The sequence below is a fragment of the Brevundimonas sp. genome (assembly GCF_052436175.1).
GTDB lineage: Bacteria > Pseudomonadota > Alphaproteobacteria > Caulobacterales > Caulobacteraceae > Brevundimonas.
On the sequence record NZ_JBQVNM010000041.1, the window covers coordinates 1 to 26,230 of the forward strand.

A 26,230-nucleotide genomic window follows, 5' to 3' on the forward strand; every position below is an offset into this window, starting at 1 on the left:
GAATGACGCCGAGGATCGGCCCCGCGCAGGGGGCCCAGAGGAGCCCCGTCGCCACGCCCAGCAGAAGGGACGCTCCCACCTCGCCCTGATCGCCCGACCGGCGTTCCGCCCGGTCCGTCAGCCATGATCCGGCGGCCACGAAGGGCCGCATCAGCCGGTCGCCCACCCGAGGGATCAACAGGCTGACGCCGAGCACCGCCATGACCGCAAGGGCGATCCAGCGGCCGATGTCGTTGGCGCGGACGATCCAGCCTCCGCCCAGGGCCGCGAGGGAGGCCACGGCCGCGAAGGTGACCGCCATCCCGACCAGAAGGGGGAAGCCGTTCCGCCAGAAAGGCCGGTCCGCGCGGGCGAAGACGAAGGGCAGGACGGGCAGGATGCAGGGGCTGACGATGGTCAGGACGCCGGCCAGATAGGACAGGAGAAACAGGATCATGGGGCGGTTCCGGGCGTCATGCCTCTCCCATACGACCATTTTGCTCCAATGGTTTCATCTCCTGTCCGCGGTCGACCGACGGATCAGGCTAGACTTGCGGCTCAAACCGAACGATTCGCAGCCTCATGACCATTCACACTCCGCCGCCGGAAGGCGGTCGTATCGTCGAAGAGCCGATGGGCGACGCGCTGTCGAAGCGCTATCTGGCCTACGCCCTGTCGACCATCACCAACCGGGCCCTGCCGGACGTGCGGGACGGCTTTAAGCCCGTGCACCGGCGCATCCTCTACGCCATGTACCAGATGCGGCTGAACCCGCAGGCCGCCGCGCGCAAATGCGCCAAGGTCGTCGGCGAGGTCATGGGCGGATACCACCCGCACGGCGACGCCTCGATCTATGAAGCCCTGGTGCGTCTGGCCCAGGACTTCGCCCAGCGGTATCCGCTGGTCGACGGTCAGGGGAACTTCGGCAACATCGACGGCGATAGCGCGGCGGCCATGCGCTACACCGAGTGCAAGCTGACCCCAGCCGCCATGCTGCTGCTGGACGGGATCGACCAGAACGCCGTCGATTTCAAACCCACCTATGACGATCAGGACGAGGAGCCGATCGTCCTGCCGGCCGGATTCCCGAACCTGCTGGCCAACGGCTCGTCCGGCATCGCCGTGGGGATGGCGACCTCGATCCCGCCGCACAATGCGGGCGAACTGATCGACGCCTGCCTGCTGTTGCTGGAACGGCCCGAGGCGACGACGGCCGAACTGGCCGAGATCGTGCCGGGACCGGACTTCCCCACCGGCGGCGTGGCCGTCGAGGGCCATGCGTCGATCCTGGAGGCCTATGAGACGGGCCGGGGCGGGGTGCGGCTGCGGGCGCGCTGGGAGACCGAGGATCTGGGTCGCGGCGTGTGGCGGATCATCGTCACCGAGATGCCCTATCAGGTGCAGAAGTCCAAGCTGATCGAACAACTGGCCGACCTGATCGAGCAGAAGAAGGCGCCCCTGCTGGGCGATGTGCGCGACGAGTCGGCCGAGGACGTCCGTCTGGTGCTGGAGCCCAAGTCGCGCGCGGTCGAGCCCGAGGTCCTGATGGAGAGCCTGTTCCGGCTGTCCGATCTGGAGGTGCGCTTCCCGATCAACATGAACGTGCTGGACGCGACCAATACGCCGCGCGTCATGGGGCTGAAGGACTGCCTTGTCGCCTTCCTCGATCACCGGCGGGTCGTGCTGATCCGCCGCGCCGAATGGCGGGTCGAGCGGGTCGAGAAACGGCTGCTTCTGCTTGAAGGGCTCAGGATCGTCTTCCTGAACCTCGACGAGGTGATCCGGATCGTTCGTGAGGAGGAACAGCCCAAGGCCGTCCTGATCGCCCGTTTCGGTCTGACCGAAATGCAGGCCGACTACATCCTCGACACCCGTCTGCGTCAGCTGGCGCGGATCGAGGAAATGGCGATCGAGAACGAATACAAGGAGCTGGCAGAGGAACTTGCGGGCCTGAAGGCGATGATCGCCTCCCCGGCCAAGCAGACCAAACTGCTGGCCGTGGGGCTGCAGGATGTGCGCAAGGCGCTGGTTTCGCCGCGCCGCACCACCATCGCCGAGGCGGTGGATGCGTCGGCCTTCGTCGCGCCCGAAGCCTATATCCCGCGCGAGGCGATCACGGTCATCCTGTCGGAACGCGGCTGGATCCGCGCGGCCAAGGGCAAGGTCGAGGATCCGTCGGAGCTGAAGTTCAAGGAGGGCGACAGCCTGGCCTTCCTCGTTCCGGCCTTCACGACGGACAAGATTCTCGTCGCGGCTTCGGACGGGCGGGTCTTCACCCTCGGCGCCGACAAGCTGGCCGGTGGGCGCGGGCACGGCGAGCCGCTGCGGCTGATGATCGAGCTGGACGAAAAGGCCGAGATTATCGCCGTGCTGGCGCACCAGCCGGGGGCGAAGCTGCTGGTGGCGTCGAAGGCCGGCTACGGCTTCATCGCGCCCGAGGATGACATGCTGGCCCAGAAGCGGGGCGGCAAGCAGGTGCTGAACGGCGACCTTCTGGCCCTGATGCGGCTGACCGGCGACCATGTCGTGACCATCGGCGAGAACCTGAAGACCCTGATCTTCAAGGCCGAAGAACTGCCCGAGATGGGCCGCGGCAAGGGGGTCAAGCTGCAGTCCTACAAGGGCGGCGGGCTTCAGGACGTGGCGGTGTTCAACGGCGAGGTCGGACCCGAATGGGTCGACGGCGGCGGGCGTCGGCGGAACTGGCCCGACTGGAAGGACTGGCTGGGCAAGCGCGCCCAGACGGGGCGGATGGGGCCGAGAGGGCTGCGCAAGTTCAGGTGACCTGCGGACGCTGACCTGACGTCGAATTCACTGGCCCGCCGGGCTTGGGCGCCCGATGGTGACGGCGAAGCTGGAGACACCCATGACCGCCCTCATCGTCATCATCGTCGTCATCGCCCTGGTCGGGTTCCTCGTCGTGGGGGCCTACAACAAGCTGGTGGCGCTGAACCAGAAGGCCAACCAGTCGTTCGCCGACATCGACGTGCAGTTGAAGCAGCGACAGGACCTGATCCCCAATCTGGTGGAGACGGTGAAGGGCTACGCCGGTCACGAGAAAGGCACGCTGGAGGCCGTGATCGCCGCCCGCGCCGCCGCCGCCGGAGCCACGACCGTGGACGACAAGGTCCAGGCCGAGAATGTGCTGACCGGCGCCCTGGGCCGTCTGTTCGCCTTGTCGGAGGCCTATCCGGACCTGAAGGCCAACACCAACTTCCTGCAGCTTCAGGCCGACCTGTCGGACATCGAGAACAAGCTGGCCGCCGCGCGCCGCTTCTTCAACAACGCCGTGGCCGAGTTCAACGCCGTGCGCGCCCAGTTCCCGACCGTTCTGTTCGCCGGCCTGGTCGGCTTCGGTTCGGACAAGCCCTTCTTCGACGTGGGCGCCGCCGAGCGGGCCGACATGAACGCGGCGCCGCCCACCGTGAAGTTCTGATCGGGGCAGCCTGATGAGAGCCGTCGGGCTTTCGACCCACATCTGGGCCAACAATACCCGGTCGCTGCTGCTGCTGGCTGGCTTCCCGGTGCTGTTGGTCCTGTTGCTGTATGGGGCGCAGCTGATCCTGATGGGCTTCGGCCTGATCCAGGGGACGGGTCGGGGTCTGGAGGATGATCTGGTCCTGGCCGGATCCATGCTGGGCTTCACCATCCCCGCCGCCCTGGTCATCGCCGCGATCTGGTTCGTCATCGCCTATCTGGGCAATCAGGTGATGATCGACGTCATGACCGGGGCGCGGAAGGTCGAGCGGCGCGAGGCGCCCGAGCTCTACAATATGCTGGAGAACCTGTGCATCTCGCGCGGCATGGCGACCCCGGCGCTGCGGATCATCGACAGTCCGACGCTGAACGCCTTCGCCTCCGGCCTGCACGAGGGGCGGTATTCGGTGACCGTGACACGCGGCCTGATCGACGCCCTGGACCGCGACGAGATGGAGGCGGTGCTGGCGCACGAGTTGACCCACGTCATCAACAAGGACGTGCGGACCATGGTGATCGCCTCGATCTTCGCCGGGATCATCAGCGTCATCGCCGAGCTGGTCTTCCGGGGCCAGTTCCACGTCCGGGGCGGCGGCAAGGGCAACAAGAACGCCGGGCCGCTGATCCTGATCGGCATCGCCATCGCGGGGGTCGGCGCCTTTCTGGCCGTGGTGATCCGGCTGATGCTGTCGCGGACGCGGGAGTATGTGGCCGACGCGGGCTCGGTGGAGTTGACCAAGAACCCCGACGCCATGATCCGGGCCCTGCGCAAGGTCTCGGGCCGGTCCAAGCTGGCCGCGCCGGACGAGGTTCAGGGCATGTTCCTGGACAACCAGCCGGACGCCGGCGGCATCGACGCCATCTTCGCCACCCACCCCTCGATCGAGGATCGGATCGCGGCCCTGGTGAAATTCGCGGGCGGGCGAGATGAACCCGAATATGCGGCTGCGGGTGGCGCCGTGACGGCCGTGCCGCAGGCGGGCTCGACCTCGGTTCCGGTCAGTTAGCCCATGCGGGTCCAGCCGAGGGGCCGCAGGGCTTCCATCGGGCGGAAGGCGGCCTTGTAGTCCATCTTGGGCGAGCCCTGGACCCAGTAGCCGAGGTAGAGGAAGGGCAGGTTCACCGCCGCCGCCTGACGCACATGGTCAAGGATGGCGAAAACGCCCAGCGACCGGCGCTCCATATCCGGGTCGAAGAAGCTGTAGACCATCGACAGGCCGTCCGAGAGCAGGTCGGTCAGGGTCACGGCGACCAGATCGCCGGGGCCGCCGTCAGGCGAGGGCAGGCGATACTCGATCAAATGGGTGCGGACGGCGGTGTCCTCGACCATGGAGACATAGTCGGACCAGCTCATGTCGGTCATGCCGCCGCCCGGGTGGCGATGGGCGAGATAGCGTTTCAGCAGGTCGAACTGTTCGGTCGTCGCCTCGGCCTCGACCAGATCGCGCGACAGATCGGCGTTGCGGTTCAAAATCTTGCGCTGGGACCGGCTGAAGGCGAACTCCGGCACGGGGATGCGCACGGAGACACAGGCGTCGCAGGCGTCGCAGGCCGGACGATAGGCGATGTTCTGGCTGCGCCTGAAGCCGGCATGGGTCAGCTCGTCATTGACGTGAGCGCCGTCCGAGAAGGGCAGGTTGGCGAACACCTTCCGCTCGGTCATGCCGGGCAGGTAGGGGCAGGGCGCGACCGCCGTCATGAAGAAGCGAAGCTGGCGTGTCGGGACGTGCTGGGTCACGGCGTCAAATCCGCATCCCGTTCGGACGACAATATGGCGGGCGCTGTTCCGGCATGTCCTGATCTGGACCCGCGTCGCCGCGCTTCGCAAGAGCAATCGCGCCACAGTGGAGGCGCGACGGGCTCACAGGCTGGTGTCCATCGGCAGGACCGGCGCCTCGCGCAACAGGACAATGGCGATCCGGCGGTTGCCCGCCAGGGACGGGTCGTCGGGGTAGAGGGGGTCGGATCCAGCCTTACCCGCCACGGAATAGACCCGGTCGGGATCGACGCCGGCGCGCTGCAGGATCTCCCGCGAGGCGTTGGCGCGGGCCGATGACAGCGGCCAGTCCCCGGCCACCGAGGCCCGTCCCGATCCGGCGACCGCCGACGTGTGGCCCGTGATCGAGATGCGGTTCGGCAGGCGGTTGATCACGGTCGAGATGGCGCGCAGCAGGACTTGTGCCCGGGCATTGGGCCGGGCCGAGTTTTGGTCGAACATCGAGCGGCCCTCCTGATCGACCAACTGGATGCGCAGGCCCTCAGGCGTCTGATCGATGATGAGCTGTTTCGACAGTTCCGCCAGTTCGGGCATGCGCTGCATGGCCTGACGCAGGGATTCGGCGGCGCTGGCGAACTCGGCCGCCTCCCGTTTGGAGATTTCGTCGCGCAGGGCCTGATCGCTGGCCGAGGCGACGTTCTGGCTCTGACCCGCCTGATCGACATTCGGCGGCGCCTCGGGCGCCAGCTGCTGAACGACCGAAGCCGATCCGGCGCCCTTGGCGCCCTCGTCGCCCAGGGCCGTGCCGCCCAGCAGCCCGCCGGAACCGGAGGTGGTCATCGAGACGCTGGCGGGGGCGAAATACTCGGCGATACCCTTCTTTTGTTCCGGGTCGGTCGCGTTGATCAGCCACATCAACAGGAAGAAGGCCATCATGGCGGTGACGAAGTCCGCATAGGCCACCTTCCACGCGCCGCCATGGTGGCCGCCGCCGGAGACCTTCTTGATCTTCTTGATGAGGATCGGACGATCGCTCGCGGACATGCTCGGCGGCCTCGGGGAGTGGTGATCATACAGTGGCGGTTCAAGGTTAATGGGGCGTTTCCCGCCCCGATCGCCAGCCCGCGCTTGCCCCGCGTCCGGGGCTCGCCTAGTTCGGACCCGTGACCCTCGAAACCCTGCCCGACGCGCTGGATCAGGAGACCGCCGCCTATCGCCGGGCGCTGGGCGCCTTCGCGACCGGGGTTTGCGTGGTGACGGCCGACAGTCCGGCCGGACCGCTGGGGATCACGGTGAACTCGTTCACGTCGGTCTCCCTCGAGCCGCGCCTGGTGTTGTGGTGCCTGGACGAGCGTTCCGAGCGCTGGCCGATCTTCGCCGAGGCCGAGCGATTCGCCGTTCACGTCCTGCCCGCCGACGACGAGGCCCCGGCCCGCCGTTTCGCGCGGGGCGTGGCTGTCCTGGGCCCGAACGAGTTTATCCGGATCGACGATGGACCGCCTTGCCTGCCCGAGGCCCTGGCCCGGTTCGAGTGCGAAACCCACCAGAGGATTCCGATGGGCGACCACGTCATCATCGTCGGCAAGGTCGAGCGTTTCATCTCCGGTCCGGGCGACGCCCTGACCTATTTCCGCGGCCGCTTCGGGGTCGCGACGGATCCCGGGAAACAAGGATAATCCGATGAAGATCGCCTTTGCGGGGCTGGGCGTGATGGGCGGGCCGATGGCGCGCCATCTGGTCACGGCCGGGCATGCTGTGACGGGCTACAACCGCTCTCCCGCCAAGGCCAAGGCTTGGGCCGAGGCGACCGGCGGGACGTTCGCGGCGACCGTGGCCGAGGCGGCGCGCGGCGTCGAACTGCTGGTTCTGTGCGTCGGCAATGACGACGACGTGCGGGCGGTCGTGACCGAGGCCCTGCCGAAGCTGGCGCCAGGCGCGGTGATCGTGGACCACACCACAACTTCGGCCAGGGTAGCGCGGGAGATGGCGGCCTTGGCGGCGGAAGGCGGGCGGTTCTTCATCGACGCCCCGGTGTCGGGCGGTCAGGCGGGCGCCGAAATCGGCCAGCTCAGCGTCATGGCAGGGGGGGATGCCGAGGCTTTGGCCCGCGTCGAGGCGGCGGTCATGACTTATTCCAAGGCGATCCAGCACATGGGCCCCTCGGGCTCGGGCCAGTTGACCAAGATGGTCAATCAGATCGCCATCGCCGGGGTGGTTCAGGGTCTGGCGGAGGCGGTGCATTTCGCCCAGATGGCCGGGCTGGACACCGACAAGGCCTATGACGCCGTGTCGAAAGGCGCGGCCCAGAGCTGGCAGATGGACAACCGCTGGAAGACGGCGGCCAGGGGTGAGTTCGAGTTCGGCTTCGCCGTGGACTGGATGCGCAAAGATCTGGGCCTGGTGCTGGACGAGGCCCGGTCGAACGGGGCGCGATTGGCCCAGACGGCCCTGGTGGATCAGTTCTATGCCGAGGTTCAGGCCATGGGCGGCGCTCGCTGGGACACCTCCAGCCTGAAGGCGCGGTTGCCGGGACCGGGAGACAAATGATGCGCATGAAGGTCTGGGGTGCGGTGCTCGCCGCCGGGATGATGCTGGCGACATCGGGCATGGCGTCGGCTCAGACGGCCACTCCGGCGCCGGCCTGGTCGCCGGCCGAGGGGGACTGGTCGGCGCGCGACTTCCCGATCGCCAGCGGCGGCGCACTGGCCGAGCTGAAGATGCACTACCGGACGCTGGGATCGCCGGTGCGCGACGCCTCGGGGCGGGTGACCAACGCCGTCCTGCTGCTGCACGGCACGGGCGGGACCGGGGCCCAGTTCCTGTCGCCCCAGTTCGCCAACGAGCTGTTCGGGCCAGGCCAGCCGCTGGATGTGAGCCGCTACTACATCATCATGCCCGACAATCTGGGCCACGGGGCCTCGTCCAAGCCCAGCGACGGCCTGCGCGCCCGGTTCCCGGAATACGGCTATACCGACATGGTCGAGGCCCAGCGGCGATTGCTGGTGGAGGGGCTTAAGGTCGATCGGCTGCGGCTGATCCTCGGGACCTCGATGGGCTGCATGCACGCGTTCGTCTGGGGCGAGACCCATCCCGACTTCGCCGACGCCCTGATGCCCCTGGCCTGCCAGCCGACCGCCATCGTCGGTCGCAACCGGCTTTGGCGGACCATGCTCAAGGACGCCATCCGCGCCGATCCGGTCTGGAACGGCGGCGACTACGCGACCCAGCCTGTGCAGGGGCTGCGGACGGCGGTCGATCTGCTGGTGCTGGCGGGCGGTGCGCCCATGCCGATGCAGGCCGATCTGGCCACGCCCCAGGCCGTCGACGCCTTCGCCCGCGCGCAGATGGATCGGCGCCTGCCCGCCTTGGACGCCAACGACCTGTGGTATCAGGTCAACGCCTCCTGGGACTATGACCCGTCCTCCGGACTCGAGAAGATCACCGCGCCGGTGACCTGGATCAACTCGGCCGACGACTTCATCAACCCGCCGGAGCTGGGACTTTCGGAACAGTTCGCGCCGAAGATCGCCAAGGGAACCTATCGGCTGATCCCCAACAGTGTGGGCGGCAAGGGGCACGGGACGCACACCTGGGCGACTTTCTGGAAGGACGACCTGATCGCTCTGCTGGCCCGCTCCGAACGCTAGACCTTGCGGACGAACTCGGCGCGGAGAACCAGCCCCTTGATGGTCGGATGGCGGCAGTCGATCTCCTGATCGTCTCCCGTCAGGCGAATGGAGCGGATGACCGTCCCGCGCTTCAGGGTCTGGCCCGCGCCCTTGACCGTCAGATCCTTGATCAGGGTCACCGCGTCGCCGTCGGCCAGCGGATTGCCGACGGAATCGACGACCTTCACCGCACCGGCAGACGCGCGTTCGGCGGCTTCTGTTGGGCTGAGCCACTCGCCGCTGGCCTCGTCATAGACATAGTCCTGATCGCTCATGCTCAGGCGCCCAGCAGCCGCGCGGCCTTCGGCGCGAAATAGGTCAGGACGCCGGCGCACCCCGCGCGCTTGAAGCCGTGCAGGGTCTCCAGGATGGCGCGGTCCTCGTCCAGCCAGCCGTTGGCGATGGAGGCCTGCATCATCGCGTACTCGCCCGACACCTGATAGGCGAAGGTCGGCACCTTGAAGGTCTCCGACACGCGCCGGACGATGTCGAGATAGGGCATGCCGGGCTTGACCATGACGGCGTCGGCGCCCTCGGCGATGTCCATGGCGACCTCTTTCAGCGCCTCGTCGGAGTTGGCGAAGTCCATCTGATAGGTCTTCTTGTCGCCGGTCAGGGACTTCGATGACCCCACGGCGTCGCGATAGGGGCCGTAAAAGGCCGAGGCGTATTTGGCGGCGTAAGACAGGATGAGGGTGTCGTGAAAGGCGTTGGCCTCGAGCGCCTCGCGCACGGCCCCAATGCGACCGTCCATCATGTCCGAAGGCGCGACGACATCGGCTCCGGCATGGGCGTGGATAAAGGCCTGTTCGGCCAGACGCTCGAGGGTCGCGTCGTTGAGGATGCGCCCGTCCTCCAGCACCCCGTCGTGGCCGTGGTCGGTGTAGCAGTCCAGCGCCACGTCGGTCATGACGCCGATCTCGGGCGCAGCGTCCTTGATGGCGCGGATGCAGTCGGGGATCAGGCCGTCCGGGTCGGTGGCGGCGGTACCTAAGCTGTCCTTCAGCGCGCCATCCACATTGGGGAACAGGGCGACCATGGGGATGCCCAAGTCGCGCGCCTCGACGGCGGCTTCTGCTGCAGCCTTGGGCGACAGACGGACGACGCCGGGCATGGAGGCGACGGGCACGCGGTCGTCGGCGCCGTCGTGGACGATCAGCGGCCAGATCAGGTCGGCCGGGGTCAGGGTCGTCTCGGCGACCAGACGGCGGATCCAGGGCTGGGCGCGCAGGCGGCGCGGGCGGGCTAGCGGGTAGGGGGCGGGCGCGAAGGGCAGGGACATGGCGGGGCTTATAGGCGTCCGATCCCGCGAAGGGGAGAGGGGCCGATCCCGCTTGCCAGCGCCCGCGAATTGGCGGCAAGTCTCGCCCGTCGAATTGGAGAAGGCGAATGCGGATGCGGTGGGTTGGACTGGCGGCGGCGAGCGCCCTGATGGCGGCGGGTCTGGCCGGCTGTGTGGTGATTTCCGCCGATGGGGGCGAGCGCACCATCGTGCAGGCGTCGTCTGCGACGAGCGCGCCAGACGCCTATGCGGCCATCGTCGGCGACCCGTCGCGGCCGGCCGCCGATGTGGAACGCGACGCCGCCCGCCATCCGGCCGAGATCCTGGCCTTCGCCCGTGTTGCGCCGGGCGACCGGATCGCCGACGTGCGGCCCGGCGGCGGCTATTTCACCACCCTGTTCTCTCTGGCCGTCGGGCCGAGCGGCCATGTCTATGGCTTCATCCCGAACCGGACGGCCGAGCGGGACAATGTCACCTTCGCCCCGGTCGACGAGCGGTTGGAGAATACAACGAAGGTCAACGGAGATCTCGACGCGGCCAGCTTCGCCTTCGGCGAGCCGCTCGACATCGTCTTCATGAGCCAGGAATACCACGACTTCACCATCCCCCGCTTCGGGGTGGACGTGGACAAGATGAACGCCCGGGTCTTCGAGGTGCTGAAGCCTGGCGGCCTCTACATCCTGATCGACCACGAGGCGGCGCCTGGGTCGGGGATCTCGGTGGCCGGCACTCTGCACCGGATTGAGGGCGCCGCCCTGCGCAAGCAGGTCGAGGCGGCGGGCTTCGTCTTCGAGGGCGAGAGCGCGGTGCTGCGCAATCCAGCCGACGACCATTCGATCAACGTCTTCGACGCCGCCATTCGCGGCAGGACCGACCAGTTCGTCTATCGCTTCAGAAAACCGGGCTGAGGCCCGGACAAACCACGGAGACTGACCATGCGTCGCGTCCTGATCCCGGCAGTCGCAGCCCTGCTGATCCTGTGCGGCTGCATGGCGGGCGGAGGCGCCGCGCCGGCCATCGATCCCGCCGCCTACAGCGCCGTCCTGGCCGATACGACGGTGCGAACGGCGGCCGATCGTGAGCGGGACGCCGCACGCCATACGGCCGAGACCCTGGTCTTCGCGGGCGTGCGGCCGGGCTGGAAAGTCGCCGACATGATCATCGGCGGCGGCTATTTCACCCGGGTCTTCTCGGTCGCCGTCGGTCCGACGGGCCATGTCACGGCCTGGCAGCCTGCCGAGTTCGTCGGCTTCAGCGCCGACTATCGCGCCGCGATCACCGCCGCCGACGAAATCGCCAATGTGGACGCCGTCCAGTCGCCGATCGGTTCGCCCGCGTTCCCGGCCGGGCTGGACCTGATCTTCACGGCCCAGAACTATCATGACCTGCATCTGGCGCCTTTCGCGGCGGATACGGCGGCCAAGGTGAATGCGGCGGCCTTCGCAGCGCTGAAGCCCGGCGGCGTCTATGTCATCATCGACCACCATGCGGCGGCGGGATCCGGACTTTCGGCGGCCAACACGCTGCACCGCATCGACATCGCGGCGGTCAAGTCCGAGGTCGAGGCGGTGGGGTTCGTTCTCGACGGCGAGAGCGCGATCCTGGTCCAGCCCGCCGATCCGCTGACGGCCAACGTCTTTGACCCCGCGATACGGGGCAAGACCAGCCAGTTCATGCTGCGGTTCAAGAAGCCGGCGTGATCGGCGGCTTGTTCGCGGCGGCTTTGCTGCTGTCGCCATTGGGCGAGCACGCACCGCCCTATGCCCTCGCGCCCGGCCTGTTCGACGCCGCGCGACCTGACTTGGGCTTGAGCGCGGCGCCGGGCACGGAAACCTTCACCGTCTTCGCGCCGACCGAAACTACGGACAGGTTTTCCAACGGCGTGGTGCTGATCCCCTTCAAGGGGCGGCTTTATGCCATGTGGCAAGCCTCGGCCCGGGACGAGGACAGCGCCGACACCCATGTGGTCTATTCCACCAGTCAGGATGGAGAGCGGTGGAGCGCCCCCGTCGTGCTGGTCCCGCGTGGAGACGGCGGGATCATGTATTCCAGCGGTGGCTGGGTGACGGACGGAGACACCCTGGTCGCCTTCGCCAATGTCTGGCCAGACGGCTTCCAGTCGGGCGCGGGCGGATACGCCGAATACCGGACCAGTACGGACGGCCTGACCTGGTCGGCGCCGCAGCGCGTGACGGGAGCCGACGGAGCGCCAGTCGAAGGGGTGATCGAACAGGACCCGCACCTCTATGACGGGCGTTTGCATACGGCCTTTCATATGCGGCCCGGGATGATCGCCCGGCCCTGGTTCACCGAGGACTTGCTCGGGCGGAGCGGCTGGCGGGCTGGGTCCTACGTGAACCTGCCGCGCGACATCTCCGGCGCGGCCGCCGAGCACGAGAAGCGACTGAGCCGCGAGATCGAACCCAGCCTGTTCCGACGGGACGACGGCTGCCTAGTCATGGTCTTCCGAGACGAGGAGCTTAGTTTCCGTCAGATCGCCACGGAAAGCTGCGATCGGGGCGAGACCTGGTCGGCGCCTGTCCTGACGGACATGCCGGATTCGCGGGCCAAACAGAGCGCAGGCAATCTGCCCGACGGGACGGCCTATCTGGTCAACGCCCCCAACGCCGACCGGCGCCGCATGCCCCTGGCGGTGACGTTGAGCGACGACGGGCGACGGTTCGACCGCAGCTTCCTGTTGCGCGGGCAGGGCGACCTGCAGCCGCTGCGGTTCGAGGGACAGTACAAGCGGCCGGGCTATCACTATCCCAAGAGCGTGGTGTGGAACGGCCATCTGTATATCGGCTATGCGACGAACAAGGAGGATGTGCAGGTGACGCGCGTGCCTCTGGCCTCGCTGGCTCCGGATTGATCCAGCGCAAGGCGGCGCTTGCGGAAATGGTCAATCAAGGTCGAAACCCGTGAGGCCTGACCGTGACTGAGAACCGTTATCAATTAGGGGTTTGCGGCGTTTTGTCCTTGCCCTCGCGTGGACAAGAGAGGCCAATCGGCGCAATAGGCCCCGCAGATTTCGCCGGGTCCGACCGGGACGCTGAAGAGCCAATCAGAGTGTACGACTACAAGGCCGCATTCGAGACCGCCGTCGAGCAGGTGAAAGGGGAGGGGCGCTATCGCGTCTTCGCCGACCTGAAGCGCGTCCGGGGCGAGTTTCCGAAGGCCGTACGTCGCCGCGAGGACGGGTCCGAGCAGGACGTCGTGATCTGGTGCTCCAACGACTATCTGGGCATGGGCCAGCATCCGGTCGTGATCGAGGCCATGACGGCCGAGATCGACGCCGTGGGCGCCGGCGCCGGCGGCACGCGCAACATCTCCGGCACCACCCGTTCGGCGGTCGATCTGGAAGCCGAACTGGCGTCCTGGCACCGGAAGGAAGCGGCGCTGCTGTTCACCTCGGGCTATGTCGGCAACGAGGCGACCCTGGCGACGCTGCAGAAGATCCTGCCCGGCCTGATCATCTTCTCCGACGCCCTGAACCACGCCTCGATGATCGCGGGCATCCGCCACGGCGGCTGCGAGCGGCATGTGTTCCGGCACAATGACCTGGAGCATCTGGAGCAGCTGCTGGCCGCTGCGCCCGCGGATGCGCCCAAGCTGATCGCCTTCGAGAGCGTCTATTCGATGGACGGCGACATCGCCGACCTGAAGGGCACGATCGCCCTGGCGCGCCAGTACAACGCCATGACCTATCTGGACGAGGTTCATGCGGTCGGCCTGTACGGCCCGACCGGCGCGGGCGTCGCCGAGCGCGACGGCGTGCTGGACCAGATCGACATCATCGAGTGCACCCTGGGCAAGGCTGTGGGCGTGATGGGCGGCTATATCGCGGCCGACGCCGTGATCGTGGACGCGGTGCGCAGCTGGGCCTCGGGCTTCATCTTCACCACCTCCCTGCCGCCGGCCCTCACGGCGGGCGCCCTGGCCTCGGTGCGGCATCTGAAGGCCCATCCCGAGTTGCGCGCGGCGCATCAGGAGCGGGCCCAGGCGCTGAAAGACCGTTTCGCCGCCGCCGGCATCCCGGTCATGGACAACGACAGCCACATCGTGCCCGTTCTGGTCGGCGACCCCGTCCACACCAAGATGGTGTCGGACATGCTGCTGGAAGACTTCGGCGTCTATGTGCAGCCGATCAACTATCCGACCGTGCCCAAGGGCACCGAGCGCCTGCGCTTCACGCCCTCGCCGAACCATACCGACGAGATGATGGACGCCCTGGTTTCGGCCATGGACCAACTCTGGGCCCACTGCCGCATCGCCCGGATGCCGGCGGCGGCCTGATGGCGGAGGATGCGCTCGGCGAGGTCATCGTCGAATCCATCCGCAACGGCTCGTTTCTGAAATGCACCGCGGTCCACGTCGCGACCGGGCGAGAGGCGACGGCGGTCGGCCCCGCGCATGAACCCAAGGCTGTCGAGCGGCTGGCCTTGGCCAAACTCAGGCGTTTGCTGGCTGGACCGTGAGGTCGGCGGCGGCTCAGGGGTGACCCCCTCCGATCGGCCGCATTGACGCCACCGCGCCCGGCCCGCAAGTTCGTTAGTGCGAGTAATGCGGGGGCGGGATGTTGGTCGGCCGGATAGGCGCCATGCTGGCGCTTCTGATACTTACGGGATGTGCGACCGGACAAGCTGCACGGCGCGCGGAGGATGTGCAGAGACCCGTTTGCACGGACGGAATTCTGGTGCTCGGCTTCGTTGACGGCGGCGCGGCCTTGGCGCCTCGCTTCGCTTCGGGTCTGGAGTGGCCAAGCCGGGCCGTCGCGGAATGCCCGCATGCGACGTTCAAGGTCGTCGGCCTTCCCGCGCCATCGGACGCAAGCCTGTCCGGACGTCGAGCCCGTTCGGTCGCGTTGGTGCTGCGGGCGTTCGGAATACCTGAGCCAGTCTTCGAGCTCGGCAGGGCGGAGGATCAGGACATGCCGGTGCTACAGATCAACGCAGCGCCGTGAATGCAAACGCCGTCGGCCGGAGGGTTCTTGCGATGGTCCGGCCGCGATGAACCACAAGATGTTGTGGTGAAGGTCGCCGGGGACTAGATAGGGCGCCTTCAGATTTCCCCGGGGACGCCAGTGACCGCCTTTACCCACGCCGACTATTTCTCGAAGTCGCTGGCCGACGCCGATCCCGATATCTTCAAGGGCATCCAGGGCGAGTTGGGTCGGCAGCAGGAGCAGATCGAGTTGATCGCCTCCGAGAACATCGTCTCGCGCGCGGTGCTGGACGCGCAGGGCTCGGTTCTGACCAACAAATACGCCGAGGGCTATCCGGGGCGTCGCTACTATGGCGGCTGCGAGTTCGTGGACGTCACCGAGGATCTGGCGCGCGAGCGGGCGAAGCAGCTGTTCGGCGCAGCCTTCGTCAATGTCCAGCCCCACTCGGGCGCCCAGGCCAATCAGGCGGTGTTCCAGGCCCTGCTGCAGCCCGGCGACACCTTCCTCGGCATGGACCTGGCGGCGGGCGGGCACCTGACGCATGGATCGCCGGCCAACCAGTCCGGCAAATGGTTCAAGCCTGTCACCTATACGGTGCGCGAGAGCGACCATCTGATCGACTATGACCACGTCGCCGAGATGGCCCGGAAGGAACAGCCGAAGCTGATCATCGCCGGGGCCAGCGCCTACAGCCGCCATATCGACTTCGCCCGCTTCCGCGAGATCGCCGACAGCGTGGGCGCGTATCTGATGGTCGACATGGCCCACTACGCCGGGCTGGTGGCGGGCAAGGCCTATCCTGACCCCGTGCCGCACGCCCATGTCGTGACGACGACCACGCACAAGACCCTGCGCGGCCCGCGCGGCGGCATGGTCCTGTCGAACGACACCGAAATCGGCAAGAAGATCAACTCGGCCGTCTTCCCCGGTCTTCAGGGCGGGCCGCTGGAGCATGTGATCGCGGCCAAGGCCGTGGCCTTCGGCGAGGCGCTGAAGCCCGAGTTCCAGCTCTATGCCAAGCAGGTGGTGAAGAACGCCCAGGCCTTGGCCGCCGTTTTGGTCGAGCGCGGCCTGGCCATCGTCTCGGGCGGCACCGACAGCCACCTGATGCTGGTGGACCTGCGGCCCAAGGGGGTGACCGGCAAGGCGACCGAGCTCCAGCTCGAACATGCCCTGATGACCTGCAACAAGAACGGCGTGCCGTTCGACACCACACCCTTCACCGTGACCTCGGGCATCCGCCTCGGCACGGCCGCGGGCACGACCCGCGGGTTCGGCGAGGCCGAGTTCCAGCAGATCGGTCACTGGATCGCCGACGTCGTGTCGTCGATGAACGGCGGGGACGAGGCCGATCCGGCCGTGGTCGCCTCGGTGGCCGCCCAGGTGCGTGAGTTGACCCACCGCTTCCCGATCTACGGATAACCGACGGATGAAATGCCCCTTTTGCGGTCATGCCGACACCCAGGTGAAGGACAGCCGGCCGTCGGATGACGGTTCGGCTATCCGGCGCCGACGGTCGTGCCCGCAATGCAGCGGGCGGTTCACCACATTCGAGCGGGTCCAGTTGCGCGAACTGGTCATCCTCAAGCGTAACGGACGGCGCACGCCGTTCGATCGCGACAAGCTGGAACGGTCGCTGGGCATCGCTCTGCGCAAGCGGCCTGTGCAGCCGGATCAGGTCGAACAACTGGTCAGCCGGATCGTGCGCCAGCTGGAGAGCCTGGGTGAGACGGAGATCCCGTCCAGCGTCGTCGGCGACTTCATCATGAAGGCGCTCAAGGGCGTCGATGAGGTGGCCTATGTCCGCTACGCCTCGGTCTACAAGGACTTCCGGCACACCGGCGACTTCGCCAAATTCCTCGGCGCCGAGGGCCTGGACGACGGCGTGAGCGATCAGGACTGATCCCATGTCGCGCCCCCGCATCACCCTCAAGATCGCCACGTCCCTCGACGGGCGGATCGGCACCTCGACCGGCGAGAGCCAGTGGATCACCGGGCCCGAGGCCCGCATCCAGGGCCACCGCCTGCGCGCGGCCAGCGACGCCGTGCTGGTGGGTGTGGAGACGGTGCTGGCCGACGATCCCCGGCTGACGGCGCGCCTGCCGGACGGCGAGACCGGTCCCGATCCACTGCGGGTCGTGCTGGACAGCCGACAGCGGACCCCGTCGTTCGCCCGGCTGGCCGTCAGGGGGACGCTGATCCTGACCACGCGCGAACCAAAGCCCATCGGCGAGGCTGAGGTGGTGCAGGTCGCAGGCGATCCGATGAACCGGCCCTCGGTCGGCGCCGTGCTGGGCCTGCTGAGCGAGCGCGGGGTGAAAGAGCTGATGGTCGAGGGCGGCGGGCGTGTGGCCGCAGCCTTCGTCATGGCCGGGGTGGTGGACGCCATCGAATGGTTCCGGGCGCCCATGCTGCTGGGCGGCGACGGGCGTCCCGGCGTGGCCAATCTGGCCCTGGCCAGGCTGGCCAATGCGCCGAAGTTCAGACGTCTTGCGGCGGAGCCCCTCGGTGACGATCTGTGGGAACGCTACGAGAGGCTTTCCTGAGATGTTCACCGGCATCGTCACCGACATAGGCCGCGTCCGCGCGGTCACCGCGACCGACCGCGATCGCCGCTATGAGATCGAGACGATCTGGGATGTGTCGGGCATCGACTTGGGCGCCTCGATCAGCCACGCCGGCTGCTGCCTGACGGTTGTCGAGAAGGGCGACCGCTGGTTCGCCGTCGAGGTGTCGGACGAAACCCTGTCGAAGACGACGCTGGGCGGCTGGAAGGTCGGCGATCCGGTCAATCTTGAGCGGGCCGCCAAGCTGGGCGACGAAATGGGCGGCCATGTCGTGTCGGGCCACGTCGACGGGTTGGGCCGGGTCGTGTCGATCGAGCCGGCCGGCGGATCGCACCGGATCGTCGTCGAGGCGCCCGAGCCCCTGCATCGCTATATCGCGGCCAAGGGGTCGATCACGGTCGACGGGGTGTCGCTCACGGTCAACGCGGTGGACGGACGGACCTTCGACCTGAACATCATTCCGCACACCTGGGAGGCGACGACCCTGGGCCGCCTGAAGACCGGCGATGCAGTGAACCTCGAAATCGACATGCTGGCGCGCTATCTCGCCCGGTGGCAGGAGACGGCGTGATGCAACTGGCCGCGAACATGAACGACAGCCCGATCAGCCCCATCGAGGACATTCTCGAGGACGCCCGCAACGGCCGGCCCTACATCCTGGTGGACGCCGAGGACCGCGAGAACGAGGGCGACATCATCATCCCGGCGCAGTTCGCTACGCCGGACCAGATCAACTTCATGGCCCGGCATGCGCGGGGCCTGATCTGTCTGGCGATCACGGCCGACCGCGCGCGCCAGCTTCGCCTGCCGCCGATGGCGGTGGAGAACCGCACCTCCATGGGCACGGCCTTCACCGTCTCGATCGAGGCGAGGGAAGGGGTCACCACCGGCATTAGCGCCGCCGACCGGGCCCGCACGGTTCAGGCCGCCGTCGATCCGAACAAGGGCGCCGACGACATCGTCTCGCCCGGCCATGTCTTCCCTCTGGTCGCGCGTGACGGCGGAGTGCTGGTCCGCACCGGCCACACCGAGGCGGCGGTCGATATCAGCCGCATGGCCGGCCTGACCCCTGCCGGCGTGATCTGCGAGATCATGAACGAGGACGGCACCATGGCCCGGATGCCGGACCTGGTCGCCTTCGCCCAGCTGCACGGGCTGAAGATCGGCACCATCGCCGACCTGATAGCCTATCGCCGCCGCACCGAGCGTCATGTCGAGCGCGTGCTTGAAACCCCGTTCGACAGCGCCCACGGCGGGCCGTTCCAGCTGATCCTCTATCGCAACGTCATCGAGGGCTCAGAGCATATCGCCCTCGTCCACGGCAAAATCGAGCCGGGCAAGCCGACTCTTGTGCGGATGCATCAGGTGGATGTGGCCGCCGACCTTCTGGGTCATGTCGAGGATCGGCAGAACTACATCCCCTCGGCCCTGAAAGCGCTCAGCGCGGCGGACGGCCCGGGCGTCGTCGTCCTGCTGCGCGATCCGGCGCTTCAGGGGCTGGCCGAACGGCTGGGCGGGGCGGACCGGCCGAAATCCCCTGACCGGGCGATCAAGGCCTACGGGGTCGGCGCCCAGATCCTGCTGGACCTCGGGGTCCGCGACATGATCGTGATGAGCTCGACCCGGCCCGAGCCTACTGCCCTTGACGGTTATGGCCTGCGCATCGTCGGATGGCGGGACATGGATGGAGAAGACCGGACGTGAACGACCCCCTGCGCGTACTGATCGTCGAGGCGCGTTTCTATGACGATCTGGCCGACGCCCTGCTGGACGGGGCGAAGGACGCCTTGAGCGCCAAAGGTGTGGATTTCGACGTGGTCACCGTGCCCGGGGCTCTGGAGGTGCCGACGGTCATCGCCATGGCCGACGAGGCCGGGAAATATCCGACCGCGCCCCGCTATGACGGCTTCGTCGCCCTGGGGACCATCATTCGCGGCGAGACCTATCATTTCGAGATTGTCGCGGATCAGTCCGCCGCAGGGATCACCCAGCTCGGCCTCAAGGGTCTGGCGATCGGCAACGGCATCCTGACGACCGAGGACGAGGACCAGGCCTGGGCGCGCGCGCGCCGCAGCGAGGGCGACAAGGGCGGCTTCGCCGCCCGCGCCTGTCTGGATTTGATTGCATTGCGCAAGCGGTTGCGGCACGGGCTCGGCGGATGACCGAACCCGCCAGCCTGAAATCCGTGCTCGAACAACTGGCCGAGGCCGAAAAGGCCCGCGCCGAGCCGCAACTGAATAGCCGTCAGCGCCGCGCCCGCACCGTCGCGCGTCTGGCCGCCGTCCAGGCCCTCTACCAGATGGAACTGGCGGGCGAGGGCGTGGAGACCGTCATCACCGAGTTCTCCAACCATCGGTTCGACGCCGACATCGAGGGCGAGGCCCTGGCCGAGGCCGACGAACAGTGGTTCGCCGACGTCGTGCGTGGCGTGGTCGGCGACCAGCGCGCCATCGACGCGATGATCACCAAGCGACTGGCCTCCAACTGGCGGCTGGAGCGGCTGGATGCGACCCTGAGGGCGCTTTTGCGTTCCGGTGCGTGGGAGTTGGCGAACAAGCCGGACGCTCCGCGCGAGGTGGTGCTCAATGAATACGTCGAACTGGCCAAGGCCTTCTTCGATGACGCCGAGGCCAAGTTCGTCAACGCCGCGCTGGACGGCGTGGCCCGCGACGTGCGTCCGGGGGCCTGAGGCCCTGACGACCCGGCTCCGCCCATGACCGGCGAGTTCGAGACCATCCGCGAGCTGTTCGCGCCCCTGGCTCATCCGGAATGGGGCAGGGGGCTGCTGGACGATGTCGCGGTCGTTCCGTCTCGACCCGGATACGACCTCATCCTGACCAAGGATGCGCTCGTCGAGGGCGTGCATTTCCTGCCTGACGATCCGCTCGACACGGTGGCCCAGAAGCTGCTGCGGGTGAACCTGTCCGACCTGGCGGCCAAGGGGGCGGAGCCGTTCGGCTATCTGCTGGCCAGCGGTTGGTCGCCGCGCTGCGGCTGGGCGGAGCGCGAAGAGTTCGTTCTGGGTCTGGCGCGCGATCAGGCGACCTATGGGGTCATGCTACTGGGTGGAGACACCGTCGCCACGCCGGGGCCCGCGACCTTCTCCGTGACGATGATGGGCTGGACGCCGCGCGACGCCGTCGTCGGGCGAAACGGCGCCCGGGCGGGAGATATGGTCTTCGTCACCGGCCATGTCGGGGACGGTCGGCTGGGCCTGATGGCGGCGCAGGGGCGACTGAACCTCGAGCCCGAGAGGTTGGATGCGCTGATCGAGCACTATCGTCGCCCGACGCCCCAATCCGCCTTTGCGCCGGTCATCCGGGAACTCGCGACCGCGTCGGTCGATGTCTCCGATGGCCTGATCGCGGACATCGGCCACATCGCGACAGCCAGCGGCGTGCGGATCGATCTGGATCTCGAGCAAACGCCGACGTCGCTCGCCGGCCGGGCCTGGCTGGACAAGCGGACGGATGTTCAGGACGCTCTGCTGCAACTCGCGACGGGCGGCGACGACTACGAGCTCGCTTTCACCGTTCGGCCCGAGGATGAGGCGCGCCTGCGCCGTCTGGCGGAACAGGCGCTCGTCCGGGTGACGGCCCTGGGTCAGGTTTCGGAAGGGTCGGGCGTGACAGTCCGCCACCTCGGCGTGCCGGTTTCGGTTCAAACACCGGGTTGGACCCACGGCTAAGGAACGAATTGCTAAGCGGTCGCAGGCAGAATGCCGGCATGGACCGTCGCCTGCTTCTTTCCGCCGCCGCCTTGGTCGGCCTGTCCGCCGCGGCCCGCGCAAACGCCTCGTCGGAGGCGGGGGCTGACAAGGAGTCGGCGCCGACCGTCGACATCACGGGAATGGCCCTGCCCGTGCTCGTGGACGGCCGTATCCGCAACTACGTCTTCGTGGCGCTTAAACTGCATCTGGCGCCGGGCAAGGCCGCGGAGGAGGTTCACGCCAAGGAGGCCTATTACCGCGACGCCATCGTCCGCACCGCCCATCGGACCTCTCTGGCCGTCGACGGCGACTGGAACCGCCTCAGCGAGGCGGGCCTGTCCGGGGCCATGATGGCCATCGCCGGCGTGGTGTCGGGCGCCGGCGTCGTGGCGCGTTGCGAGGTCGTCAGCCAGGCTCCCCGGCGTCCTGTCTATGCGCCGCGCCCGGTTGAAAGCGCCGCCTGACCCTAGCGCGACGTTGCCGCCCGGTCGCAACGGTGTTAGAGCCCGCCGCTTGATCGGCGGACCCACCGCCCACATGTAAGCGGCCATGCTCCAGACCATCCTCCTCGTCGTCATGATCGTCATTTCGATCGCCCTCACGGGAATCGTGCTGCTCCAGAAGTCGGAGGGCGGCGCCCTCGGCATGGGCGGCGGGCCTTCGGGCTTCATGACCGCACGCGGCGCCGGCAATCTGCTGACCACCCTGACCTGGTGGCTCGGAGCCGCCTTCGGCATCTGCGCCATCCTGCTGACCATCGTCGGCAATATGGAGCGCAACAGCGCCTCGGTGATCGACGCCGACTCGGTCGGCTCCATCGCCGTGGATCAGGCCCCGGCCGCTCCGGCCCAGCAGGCTCCGGCCGAGACCGCCCCGGCTCAGCCGGCCGCGCCGTCGCTGGATGACCTGGAAGCCAGCTTGCCGACCGCCGGCGCTCCGGCGCCCGCGCCCGCGACCCAGCAATAAGGATGGTGTCGGCGGGGATTTCCGCCACCGCTCCCGCCCTCAAAGTCTCCGCCATCCGGCCCTCGCGGGCCTGGGGCGGAGCGCATTTCCCGTTATCAACAAGCGAGACGTCGAAGGCCGGGCTCCGTTCGGCCGAATCGGCGCTAAGGTGACTTCCCATGCCTCGTTATGTGTTCATCACCGGCGGCGTGGTTTCCTCGCTCGGTAAAGGTCTGGCTTCGGCCGCGCTCGGCGCGCTGCTTCAGGCGCGTGGTTACAAGGTCCGGCTGAGAAAGCTCGATCCCTATCTGAACGTCGATCCGGGCACGATGAGCCCGTATCAGCACGGTGAGGTCTTCGTGACCGATGACGGCGCCGAGACGGATCTCGATCTCGGCCACTACGAGCGGTTCACCGGGGTATCGGCGGCCAAGTCGGACAACATCACCACCGGTCGCATCTATTCGACCATCCTGGAGAAAGAGCGGCGCGGCGATTATCTCGGCGCAACCGTACAGGTCATTCCGCACGTCACCGACCAGATCAAGGCCTTCTGCCTGACCAAGGCGCTGACGGATGAGGGCGAGGACGTCGACTTCGTTCTGGTCGAGATCGGCGGCACCGTCGGCGACATCGAGGGCCTGCCCTTCTTCGAGGCGATCCGCCAACTGGGTCAGGACCTGCCGCGCGGTCAGAGCTGCTTCGTCCACCTGACCCTGCTGCCCTTCATCAAGACCGCCGGGGAGATGAAGACCAAGCCGACGCAGCATTCGGTCAAGGAGTTGCGCTCGATCGGCATCCAGCCGGACATCCTGCTTTGCCGCTGCGAGTTCCCGATCCCCGAGGAGGAAAAGCGGAAGATCGGTCAGTTCTGCAACGTCCGCGCCTCGGGCGTTATTCAGGCGATGGATTCCGAGGACATCTATGCGGTGCCGCTCGACTACCACCGCGAGGGGCTGGACGCGGAGGTACTTGCTCACTTCGGCATCACCGACGCGCCGGAGCCGGATCTGTCGGGCTGGAACGAGATCGTGCGTCGCCGGCTTCAGCCGGACGGCGAAGTCACAGTGGCCGTGGTCGGCAAATATACGGTTCTGAAGGACGCCTATAAATCCTTGATCGAAGCCCTGCACCACGGCGGCGTCGCCAATCAGGTCAAGGTCAATATCGACTGGGTCGAGGCCGACACCTTCGAAGGCGACCGCCAGGCGTGCGAAGACCGATTGCAGGGCGCCCATGCGGTTCTGGTCCCCGGCGGATTCGGCGAGCGCGGGGCCGAGGGCAAGATCGAGGCGGCCCGCTTCGCCCGCGAGCGCAACATTCCCTATTTCGGCATCTGCTTCGGCATGCAGATGGCCGTGATCGAGGCGGCCAGGAACCAGGCCGGCTTCCCGAAGGCTTCCTCCACCGAGTTCGGTCCGACCGATGAGCCGGTCGTCGGTCTGATGACGGAGTGGACCCAGGGCAACCAGCGGGTCCTGCGCCAGCAAGGCGGGGACCTGGGCGGCACCATGCGGCTGGGCGCCTATGCATCGACCTTGAAGGCCGGGTCGAAGATCGCGGAGATCTACGGCACGACGGACATCTCGGAGCGGCACCGCCACCGCTACGAAGTCAACATCAACTACCGCGAGGCGATCGAATCCAAGGGCCTGGTCTTCGCTGGCCTGTCGCCGGACGGGGTCCTGCCCGAGACGGTAGAACGCACTGACCACCCCTGGTTCATCGGCGTCCAGTACCACCCCGAACTGAAGAGCCGGCCCTTCGCGCCGCATCCTCTGTTCGCCAGCTTCATCGGCGCGGCTGTGGTTCAGAGCCGTCTGGTCTGAAGGTTCCTCGAACGCGGGTCTTCGGCGTTTGAGGTTTGTTGGGGAATTGTGATATACCGTTAATCGGCGTCCAGAGTCGCTTGAGCGGACGAGGCGGCGTCGAGGAAACGAAATGGTCGGCGAGATACTCTATTTCCTGCATCGCCACGTTCGTGTGGCTACGCCCATAGCCGTGGTGCTGTTCGCCGCCTTCGTGGTCATGGCCGTGAACCTGCTCGGTCAGGTTGGAGCGATGCTGACGCGCTGAGGCGCGCTGAATCGTCTGCGAGAAGCGGTCGCATAATTTCGTTCGTGTCAGGATCGCCTGTCACACGAGAGCCGCAAGGTCTTCAAGGAAACTCGATCTAACCGTCATCAACGGTCCGCCGCTTTGTCACATCCGGCCTCTAGGCAGAGGCTCAGGGCAGGGGGAGCGGCGACGCGTGTCCGGGGCGTGGGTTCCGGCGGTCTCCTGTCAGTCAACTCTGTTGGACAGACACAGGACCTGATGATGACCGGCCTTCGATTCAAAACTGCGCTCGCCGTTGCGGCCAGCGCCCTGGCGCTCGCGGCCTGCGGCTCTGCCGAGGTGGCGTCCCCCGGCGAAGGCGACTTCGGCAACGGCGGTGGCGGTGGCGGCGGCGGTGGCGGCCCGACCACACCGGCTCCTGGCACGCCGGCGACCGACTGCCCGACCGGTTTCGCCAATGTCGGTCTGATCGCGAACGGCACGCTGCGCGTCTGCCAGCTGCCGCAGCAGATCATCGGGGCCCTGACCGTGCCGCTGCGCGCCGGCACCATCTATTCGATCACCGGCCGGACCGAAGTCGGCACCGACCGCGGCCTGGACCCGGCCGCCCCCAGCGCGGGGAGCGCCCAGGGCATCCTGACCATCGAGCCGGGCGTGCGCATCTTCGCCTCTGGCGGCGGCGACTATCTGATCGTCAACCGCGGCTCGCAGATCTTCGCCGAAGGCACCGCGACTCAGCCGATCGTCTTCACCAGCCGCCAGAACATCGAAGGCACGACCACCGAGACCTCGCAGGGTCAGTGGGGTGGTCTGGTCATCGCCGGCCGCGCGCCCCAGGCCAACTGCCAGCTGACGGCCCCGGTGACCTGCACCGGCCAGGTCGAGGGTACGAGCGCCTTCTACGGCGGCAACACCCCGGCCGATAACTCGGGCCGCATCCGCTACGTCCAGATCAAGTTCTCGGGCTTCGAGATCTCCACCGGCAACGAACTCCAGGGCCTGACCATGGCCGGCGTCGGCTCGGGCACGACGGTCGAGTTCGTCCAGGTCCACAACTCGTCGGACGACGGCATCGAAATCTTCGGCGGCAACGTCAACCTGCGCCGCTTGGTCATTACCGGCGCTGACGACGATGGCCTGGACACCGACACCGGCTGGCGCGGCGGCGCCCAGTTCGGCATCGTGACCCAGCGTCCGCCCAACTCGACCAGCCGTTCGGCCGGCTTCGAGTTCTCGGCCGCCCCGGCCGCGACGCCTTTGGCCTCGCGCTACATCTCCCAACCCAAGATCGCCAACTTCACCCTGGTGGGCCGCAACTCGCCGATCGACGCCCACACCGTCGCCCACTTCGACACCGGCACCAAGCCGACGATCATCAACTCGGTGTTCACGGCCGTGAACGCCTCGGCCGCCGGCTGCCTGGATATCGCCGACGCCGACACCCAGACGTCCGCACCGGTGTTCACCTCGGTGTTCATGTCCTGCCGCCTGTCCTATCGCCCGGCGAACGCCACGCGGTCGGCCGCCGTCTTCACCGCCGGTACGGGCAACACCGCCGCTGGAACCTCGACCCTGACCGCCCCCGCTTCGGGCACGTCGCTGTCGAACCAGGTGCTGACCTTCATCAACGGCGCCAATGAAACCGCCGTGACGCCGACCAACGCTCCGGCCGTCTACAGCTTCTTCCAGGCCACGACCTACATCGGCGCCGTGCAAAACGCCTCGGACACCTGGTGGCAGGGCTGGACCTGCGGCCTGACCGCCGGCGCGACCTGCTGATCGCGAAACAGGGGGCGGCGGCCAGTGTGGTCGCCGCCCCGCCTTCGCCCGTTACGTTCGCTCCTTCGAGGCCCCGATCATGAAGACCCTCACCCTGACCCTGA

At 67.5% G+C, this 26,230-nt stretch carries 30 protein-coding genes; 25 read left to right on the forward strand and 5 right to left on the reverse strand.

Features of this window, described 5'->3' with window-relative positions:
• On the reverse strand, positions 1 to 436 hold a 436-nt coding region (locus ACT6QK_RS10080), incomplete at its 3' end, for a cytochrome c biogenesis CcdA family protein (RefSeq protein ID WP_444597701.1).
• Between the two features lie 125 nt (positions 437 to 561).
• On the opposite strand from ACT6QK_RS10080, the gene parC reads away from it, so the two are divergent.
• The 3 genes from parC (at position 562) to ACT6QK_RS10095 (ending at position 4,463) form a co-directional block, all read left to right on the forward strand.
• Positions 562 to 2,763, forward strand: a complete 2,202-nt coding sequence (gene parC / locus ACT6QK_RS10085) for a DNA topoisomerase IV subunit A (RefSeq protein ID WP_444597702.1) — start codon at positions 562 to 564, stop codon at positions 2,761 to 2,763.
• A gap of 82 nt (positions 2,764 to 2,845) precedes the next feature.
• On the forward strand, positions 2,846 to 3,415 hold the full coding sequence (locus tag ACT6QK_RS10090) for a LemA family protein (RefSeq protein WP_444597703.1): 570 nt from the start codon (positions 2,846 to 2,848) through the stop codon (positions 3,413 to 3,415).
• A gap of 13 nt (positions 3,416 to 3,428) precedes the next feature.
• The gene (locus ACT6QK_RS10095) at positions 3,429 to 4,463 is read left to right on the forward strand and encodes a M48 family metallopeptidase (RefSeq protein ID WP_444597704.1); all 1,035 of its coding nucleotides are present in this window, start codon (positions 3,429 to 3,431) and stop codon (positions 4,461 to 4,463) included.
• Here ACT6QK_RS10095 and ACT6QK_RS10100 read toward each other — a convergent pair.
• On the reverse strand, positions 4,460 to 5,194 hold the full coding sequence (locus tag ACT6QK_RS10100) for an arginyltransferase (protein WP_444597705.1): 735 nt from the start codon (positions 5,192 to 5,194) through the stop codon (positions 4,460 to 4,462). The two genes, ACT6QK_RS10095 and ACT6QK_RS10100, sit on opposite strands and share 4 nt — an antisense overlap.
• 123 nt (positions 5,195 to 5,317) lie before the next feature.
• Positions 5,318 to 6,217: a flagellar motor protein MotB gene (locus ACT6QK_RS10105; protein ID WP_444597706.1), complete on the reverse strand. Its 900-nt coding sequence runs from the start codon at positions 6,215 to 6,217 to the stop codon at positions 5,318 to 5,320.
• Positions 6,218 to 6,336: 119 nt separating this feature from the next.
• On the opposite strand from ACT6QK_RS10105, the gene ACT6QK_RS10110 reads away from it, so the two are divergent.
• From ACT6QK_RS10110 to ACT6QK_RS10120, 3 genes are read left to right on the forward strand one after another with little or no spacing between them, the layout of a single operon-like run.
• A complete protein-coding gene (locus ACT6QK_RS10110) occupies positions 6,337 to 6,849 on the forward strand; it encodes a flavin reductase family protein (RefSeq protein WP_444597707.1) in 513 nt (170 codons plus the stop codon).
• Positions 6,850 to 6,853: 4 nt separating this feature from the next.
• Positions 6,854 to 7,720: an NAD(P)-dependent oxidoreductase gene (locus ACT6QK_RS10115; protein ID WP_444597708.1), complete on the forward strand. Its 867-nt coding sequence runs from the start codon at positions 6,854 to 6,856 to the stop codon at positions 7,718 to 7,720.
• Positions 7,720 to 8,820 (forward strand): alpha/beta fold hydrolase, encoded by a 1,101-nt coding sequence (locus ACT6QK_RS10120; RefSeq protein ID WP_444597709.1) that lies wholly within the window; start codon positions 7,720 to 7,722, stop codon positions 8,818 to 8,820. Before ACT6QK_RS10115 ends, ACT6QK_RS10120 begins: the two co-directional genes overlap by 1 nt.
• Here ACT6QK_RS10120 and ACT6QK_RS10125 read toward each other — a convergent pair.
• Together ACT6QK_RS10125 and hemB are read right to left on the reverse strand one after the other, a co-directional pair.
• Positions 8,817 to 9,029, reverse strand: a complete 213-nt coding sequence (locus tag ACT6QK_RS10125) for an alkylphosphonate utilization protein (protein WP_444597729.1) — start codon at positions 9,027 to 9,029, stop codon at positions 8,817 to 8,819. The two genes, ACT6QK_RS10120 and ACT6QK_RS10125, sit on opposite strands and share 4 nt — an antisense overlap.
• Positions 9,030 to 9,118: 89 nt before the next feature.
• Positions 9,119 to 10,123 (reverse strand): porphobilinogen synthase, encoded by a 1,005-nt coding sequence (hemB, locus tag ACT6QK_RS10130; protein WP_444597710.1) that lies wholly within the window; start codon positions 10,121 to 10,123, stop codon positions 9,119 to 9,121.
• 107 nt (positions 10,124 to 10,230) lie between these two features.
• Between hemB and ACT6QK_RS10135 the strand changes: the two genes are divergently transcribed.
• From ACT6QK_RS10135 to ACT6QK_RS10225, 19 genes are all read left to right on the forward strand, one after another.
• Positions 10,231 to 11,031 carry a class I SAM-dependent methyltransferase gene (locus ACT6QK_RS10135; RefSeq protein ID WP_444597711.1) on the forward strand — a complete coding sequence of 267 codons (801 nt, stop codon included), beginning with the start codon at positions 10,231 to 10,233 and terminating at the stop codon, positions 11,029 to 11,031.
• 27 nt (positions 11,032 to 11,058) lie between these two features.
• Positions 11,059 to 11,823 carry a class I SAM-dependent methyltransferase gene (locus ACT6QK_RS10140; RefSeq protein ID WP_444597712.1) on the forward strand — a complete coding sequence of 255 codons (765 nt, stop codon included), beginning with the start codon at positions 11,059 to 11,061 and terminating at the stop codon, positions 11,821 to 11,823.
• Positions 11,820 to 12,995: a sialidase family protein gene (locus tag ACT6QK_RS10145; RefSeq protein ID WP_444597713.1), complete on the forward strand. Its 1,176-nt coding sequence runs from the start codon at positions 11,820 to 11,822 to the stop codon at positions 12,993 to 12,995. Before ACT6QK_RS10140 ends, ACT6QK_RS10145 begins: the two co-directional genes overlap by 4 nt.
• Before the next feature lie 197 nt (positions 12,996 to 13,192).
• A complete protein-coding gene (gene hemA, locus ACT6QK_RS10150; RefSeq protein ID WP_444597714.1) occupies positions 13,193 to 14,419 on the forward strand; it encodes a 5-aminolevulinate synthase in 1,227 nt (408 codons plus the stop codon).
• Positions 14,419 to 14,601 (forward strand): DUF6898 family protein, encoded by a 183-nt coding sequence (locus ACT6QK_RS10155; RefSeq protein ID WP_444597715.1) that lies wholly within the window; start codon positions 14,419 to 14,421, stop codon positions 14,599 to 14,601. Before hemA ends, ACT6QK_RS10155 begins: the two co-directional genes overlap by 1 nt.
• 122 nt (positions 14,602 to 14,723) lie before the next feature.
• Positions 14,724 to 15,086, forward strand: a complete 363-nt coding sequence (locus ACT6QK_RS10160; protein WP_444597716.1) for a hypothetical protein — start codon at positions 14,724 to 14,726, stop codon at positions 15,084 to 15,086.
• Positions 15,087 to 15,206: 120 nt separating this feature from the next.
• Positions 15,207 to 16,490 (forward strand): serine hydroxymethyltransferase, encoded by a 1,284-nt coding sequence (gene glyA / locus ACT6QK_RS10165; protein WP_444597717.1) that lies wholly within the window; start codon positions 15,207 to 15,209, stop codon positions 16,488 to 16,490.
• A 7-nt stretch (positions 16,491 to 16,497) separates the two neighbouring features.
• On the forward strand, positions 16,498 to 16,971 hold the full coding sequence (nrdR, locus tag ACT6QK_RS10170; RefSeq protein ID WP_444597718.1) for a transcriptional regulator NrdR: 474 nt from the start codon (positions 16,498 to 16,500) through the stop codon (positions 16,969 to 16,971).
• 4 nt (positions 16,972 to 16,975) lie between these two features.
• On the forward strand, positions 16,976 to 17,614 hold the full coding sequence (locus ACT6QK_RS10175) for a RibD family protein (protein ID WP_444597719.1): 639 nt from the start codon (positions 16,976 to 16,978) through the stop codon (positions 17,612 to 17,614).
• A gap of 1 nt (position 17,615) precedes the next feature.
• Positions 17,616 to 18,206, forward strand: coding sequence for a riboflavin synthase (locus tag ACT6QK_RS10180; protein WP_444597720.1), 591 nt, complete (start codon positions 17,616 to 17,618; stop codon positions 18,204 to 18,206).
• The gene (ribB, locus tag ACT6QK_RS10185; protein ID WP_444597721.1) at positions 18,206 to 19,339 is read left to right on the forward strand and encodes a 3,4-dihydroxy-2-butanone-4-phosphate synthase; all 1,134 of its coding nucleotides are present in this window, start codon (positions 18,206 to 18,208) and stop codon (positions 19,337 to 19,339) included. Before ACT6QK_RS10180 ends, ribB begins: the two co-directional genes overlap by 1 nt.
• Positions 19,306 to 19,797: a 6,7-dimethyl-8-ribityllumazine synthase gene (ribH, locus tag ACT6QK_RS10190; RefSeq protein WP_444597722.1), complete on the forward strand. Its 492-nt coding sequence runs from the start codon at positions 19,306 to 19,308 to the stop codon at positions 19,795 to 19,797. Before ribB ends, ribH begins: the two co-directional genes overlap by 34 nt.
• Positions 19,794 to 20,324, forward strand: a complete 531-nt coding sequence (nusB, locus tag ACT6QK_RS10195) for a transcription antitermination factor NusB (protein ID WP_444597723.1) — start codon at positions 19,794 to 19,796, stop codon at positions 20,322 to 20,324. Before ribH ends, nusB begins: the two co-directional genes overlap by 4 nt.
• Before the next feature lie 24 nt (positions 20,325 to 20,348).
• The gene (gene thiL, locus ACT6QK_RS10200; protein WP_444597724.1) at positions 20,349 to 21,323 is read left to right on the forward strand and encodes a thiamine-phosphate kinase; all 975 of its coding nucleotides are present in this window, start codon (positions 20,349 to 20,351) and stop codon (positions 21,321 to 21,323) included.
• A gap of 38 nt (positions 21,324 to 21,361) precedes the next feature.
• Positions 21,362 to 21,808: a hypothetical protein gene (locus ACT6QK_RS10205; protein WP_444597725.1), complete on the forward strand. Its 447-nt coding sequence runs from the start codon at positions 21,362 to 21,364 to the stop codon at positions 21,806 to 21,808.
• Between the two features lie 85 nt (positions 21,809 to 21,893).
• A complete protein-coding gene (gene secG / locus ACT6QK_RS10210) occupies positions 21,894 to 22,310 on the forward strand; it encodes a preprotein translocase subunit SecG (RefSeq protein ID WP_444597726.1) in 417 nt (138 codons plus the stop codon).
• A gap of 158 nt (positions 22,311 to 22,468) precedes the next feature.
• On the forward strand, positions 22,469 to 24,118 hold the full coding sequence (locus tag ACT6QK_RS10215) for a CTP synthase (RefSeq protein ID WP_444597727.1): 1,650 nt from the start codon (positions 22,469 to 22,471) through the stop codon (positions 24,116 to 24,118).
• Between the two features lie 112 nt (positions 24,119 to 24,230).
• Positions 24,231 to 24,365 (forward strand): hypothetical protein, encoded by a 135-nt coding sequence (locus ACT6QK_RS10220; protein WP_444597728.1) that lies wholly within the window; start codon positions 24,231 to 24,233, stop codon positions 24,363 to 24,365.
• Positions 24,366 to 24,608: 243 nt separating this feature from the next.
• Positions 24,609 to 26,126 (forward strand): hypothetical protein, encoded by a 1,518-nt coding sequence (locus ACT6QK_RS10225; protein ID WP_444584387.1) that lies wholly within the window; start codon positions 24,609 to 24,611, stop codon positions 26,124 to 26,126.
• Positions 26,127 to 26,230 lie beyond the last annotated feature (104 nt).

What these genes read in the sequence shown, in the direction of transcription:
- parC (WP_444597702.1), top strand. Translation starts at nt 562, where the DNA reads ATGACCATTCACACTCCGCCGCCGGAAGGCGGTCGTATCGTCGAAGAG.
- ACT6QK_RS10090 (WP_444597703.1), top strand. Translation starts at nt 2,846, where the DNA reads ATGACCGCCCTCATCGTCATCATCGTCGTCATCGCCCTGGTCGGGTTC.
- ACT6QK_RS10095 (WP_444597704.1), top strand. Translation starts at nt 3,429, where the DNA reads ATGAGAGCCGTCGGGCTTTCGACCCACATCTGGGCCAACAATACCCGG.
- ACT6QK_RS10105 (WP_444597706.1), bottom strand. Translation starts at nt 6,217, where the DNA reads ATGTCCGCGAGCGATCGTCCGATCCTCATCAAGAAGATCAAGAAGGTC.
- ACT6QK_RS10115 (WP_444597708.1), top strand. Translation starts at nt 6,854, where the DNA reads ATGAAGATCGCCTTTGCGGGGCTGGGCGTGATGGGCGGGCCGATGGCG.
- ACT6QK_RS10120 (WP_444597709.1), top strand. Translation starts at nt 7,720, where the DNA reads ATGCGCATGAAGGTCTGGGGTGCGGTGCTCGCCGCCGGGATGATGCTG.
- hemB (WP_444597710.1), bottom strand. Translation starts at nt 10,123, where the DNA reads ATGTCCCTGCCCTTCGCGCCCGCCCCCTACCCGCTAGCCCGCCCGCGC.
- ACT6QK_RS10135 (WP_444597711.1), top strand. Translation starts at nt 10,231, where the DNA reads ATGCGGATGCGGTGGGTTGGACTGGCGGCGGCGAGCGCCCTGATGGCG.
- ACT6QK_RS10140 (WP_444597712.1), top strand. Translation starts at nt 11,059, where the DNA reads ATGCGTCGCGTCCTGATCCCGGCAGTCGCAGCCCTGCTGATCCTGTGC.
- ACT6QK_RS10155 (WP_444597715.1), top strand. Translation starts at nt 14,419, where the DNA reads ATGGCGGAGGATGCGCTCGGCGAGGTCATCGTCGAATCCATCCGCAAC.
- ACT6QK_RS10160 (WP_444597716.1), top strand. Translation starts at nt 14,724, where the DNA reads ATGCTGGCGCTTCTGATACTTACGGGATGTGCGACCGGACAAGCTGCA.
- nrdR (WP_444597718.1), top strand. Translation starts at nt 16,498, where the DNA reads ATGAAATGCCCCTTTTGCGGTCATGCCGACACCCAGGTGAAGGACAGC.
- ACT6QK_RS10175 (WP_444597719.1), top strand. Translation starts at nt 16,976, where the DNA reads ATGTCGCGCCCCCGCATCACCCTCAAGATCGCCACGTCCCTCGACGGG.
- ACT6QK_RS10180 (WP_444597720.1), top strand. Translation starts at nt 17,616, where the DNA reads ATGTTCACCGGCATCGTCACCGACATAGGCCGCGTCCGCGCGGTCACC.
- ribB (WP_444597721.1), top strand. Translation starts at nt 18,206, where the DNA reads ATGCAACTGGCCGCGAACATGAACGACAGCCCGATCAGCCCCATCGAG.
- ribH (WP_444597722.1), top strand. Translation starts at nt 19,306, where the DNA reads ATGGCGGGACATGGATGGAGAAGACCGGACGTGAACGACCCCCTGCGC.
- nusB (WP_444597723.1), top strand. Translation starts at nt 19,794, where the DNA reads ATGACCGAACCCGCCAGCCTGAAATCCGTGCTCGAACAACTGGCCGAG.
- thiL (WP_444597724.1), top strand. Translation starts at nt 20,349, where the DNA reads ATGACCGGCGAGTTCGAGACCATCCGCGAGCTGTTCGCGCCCCTGGCT.
- ACT6QK_RS10205 (WP_444597725.1), top strand. Translation starts at nt 21,362, where the DNA reads ATGGACCGTCGCCTGCTTCTTTCCGCCGCCGCCTTGGTCGGCCTGTCC.
- secG (WP_444597726.1), top strand. Translation starts at nt 21,894, where the DNA reads ATGCTCCAGACCATCCTCCTCGTCGTCATGATCGTCATTTCGATCGCC.
- ACT6QK_RS10215 (WP_444597727.1), top strand. Translation starts at nt 22,469, where the DNA reads ATGCCTCGTTATGTGTTCATCACCGGCGGCGTGGTTTCCTCGCTCGGT.
- ACT6QK_RS10220 (WP_444597728.1), top strand. Translation starts at nt 24,231, where the DNA reads ATGGTCGGCGAGATACTCTATTTCCTGCATCGCCACGTTCGTGTGGCT.
- ACT6QK_RS10225 (WP_444584387.1), top strand. Translation starts at nt 24,609, where the DNA reads ATGACCGGCCTTCGATTCAAAACTGCGCTCGCCGTTGCGGCCAGCGCC.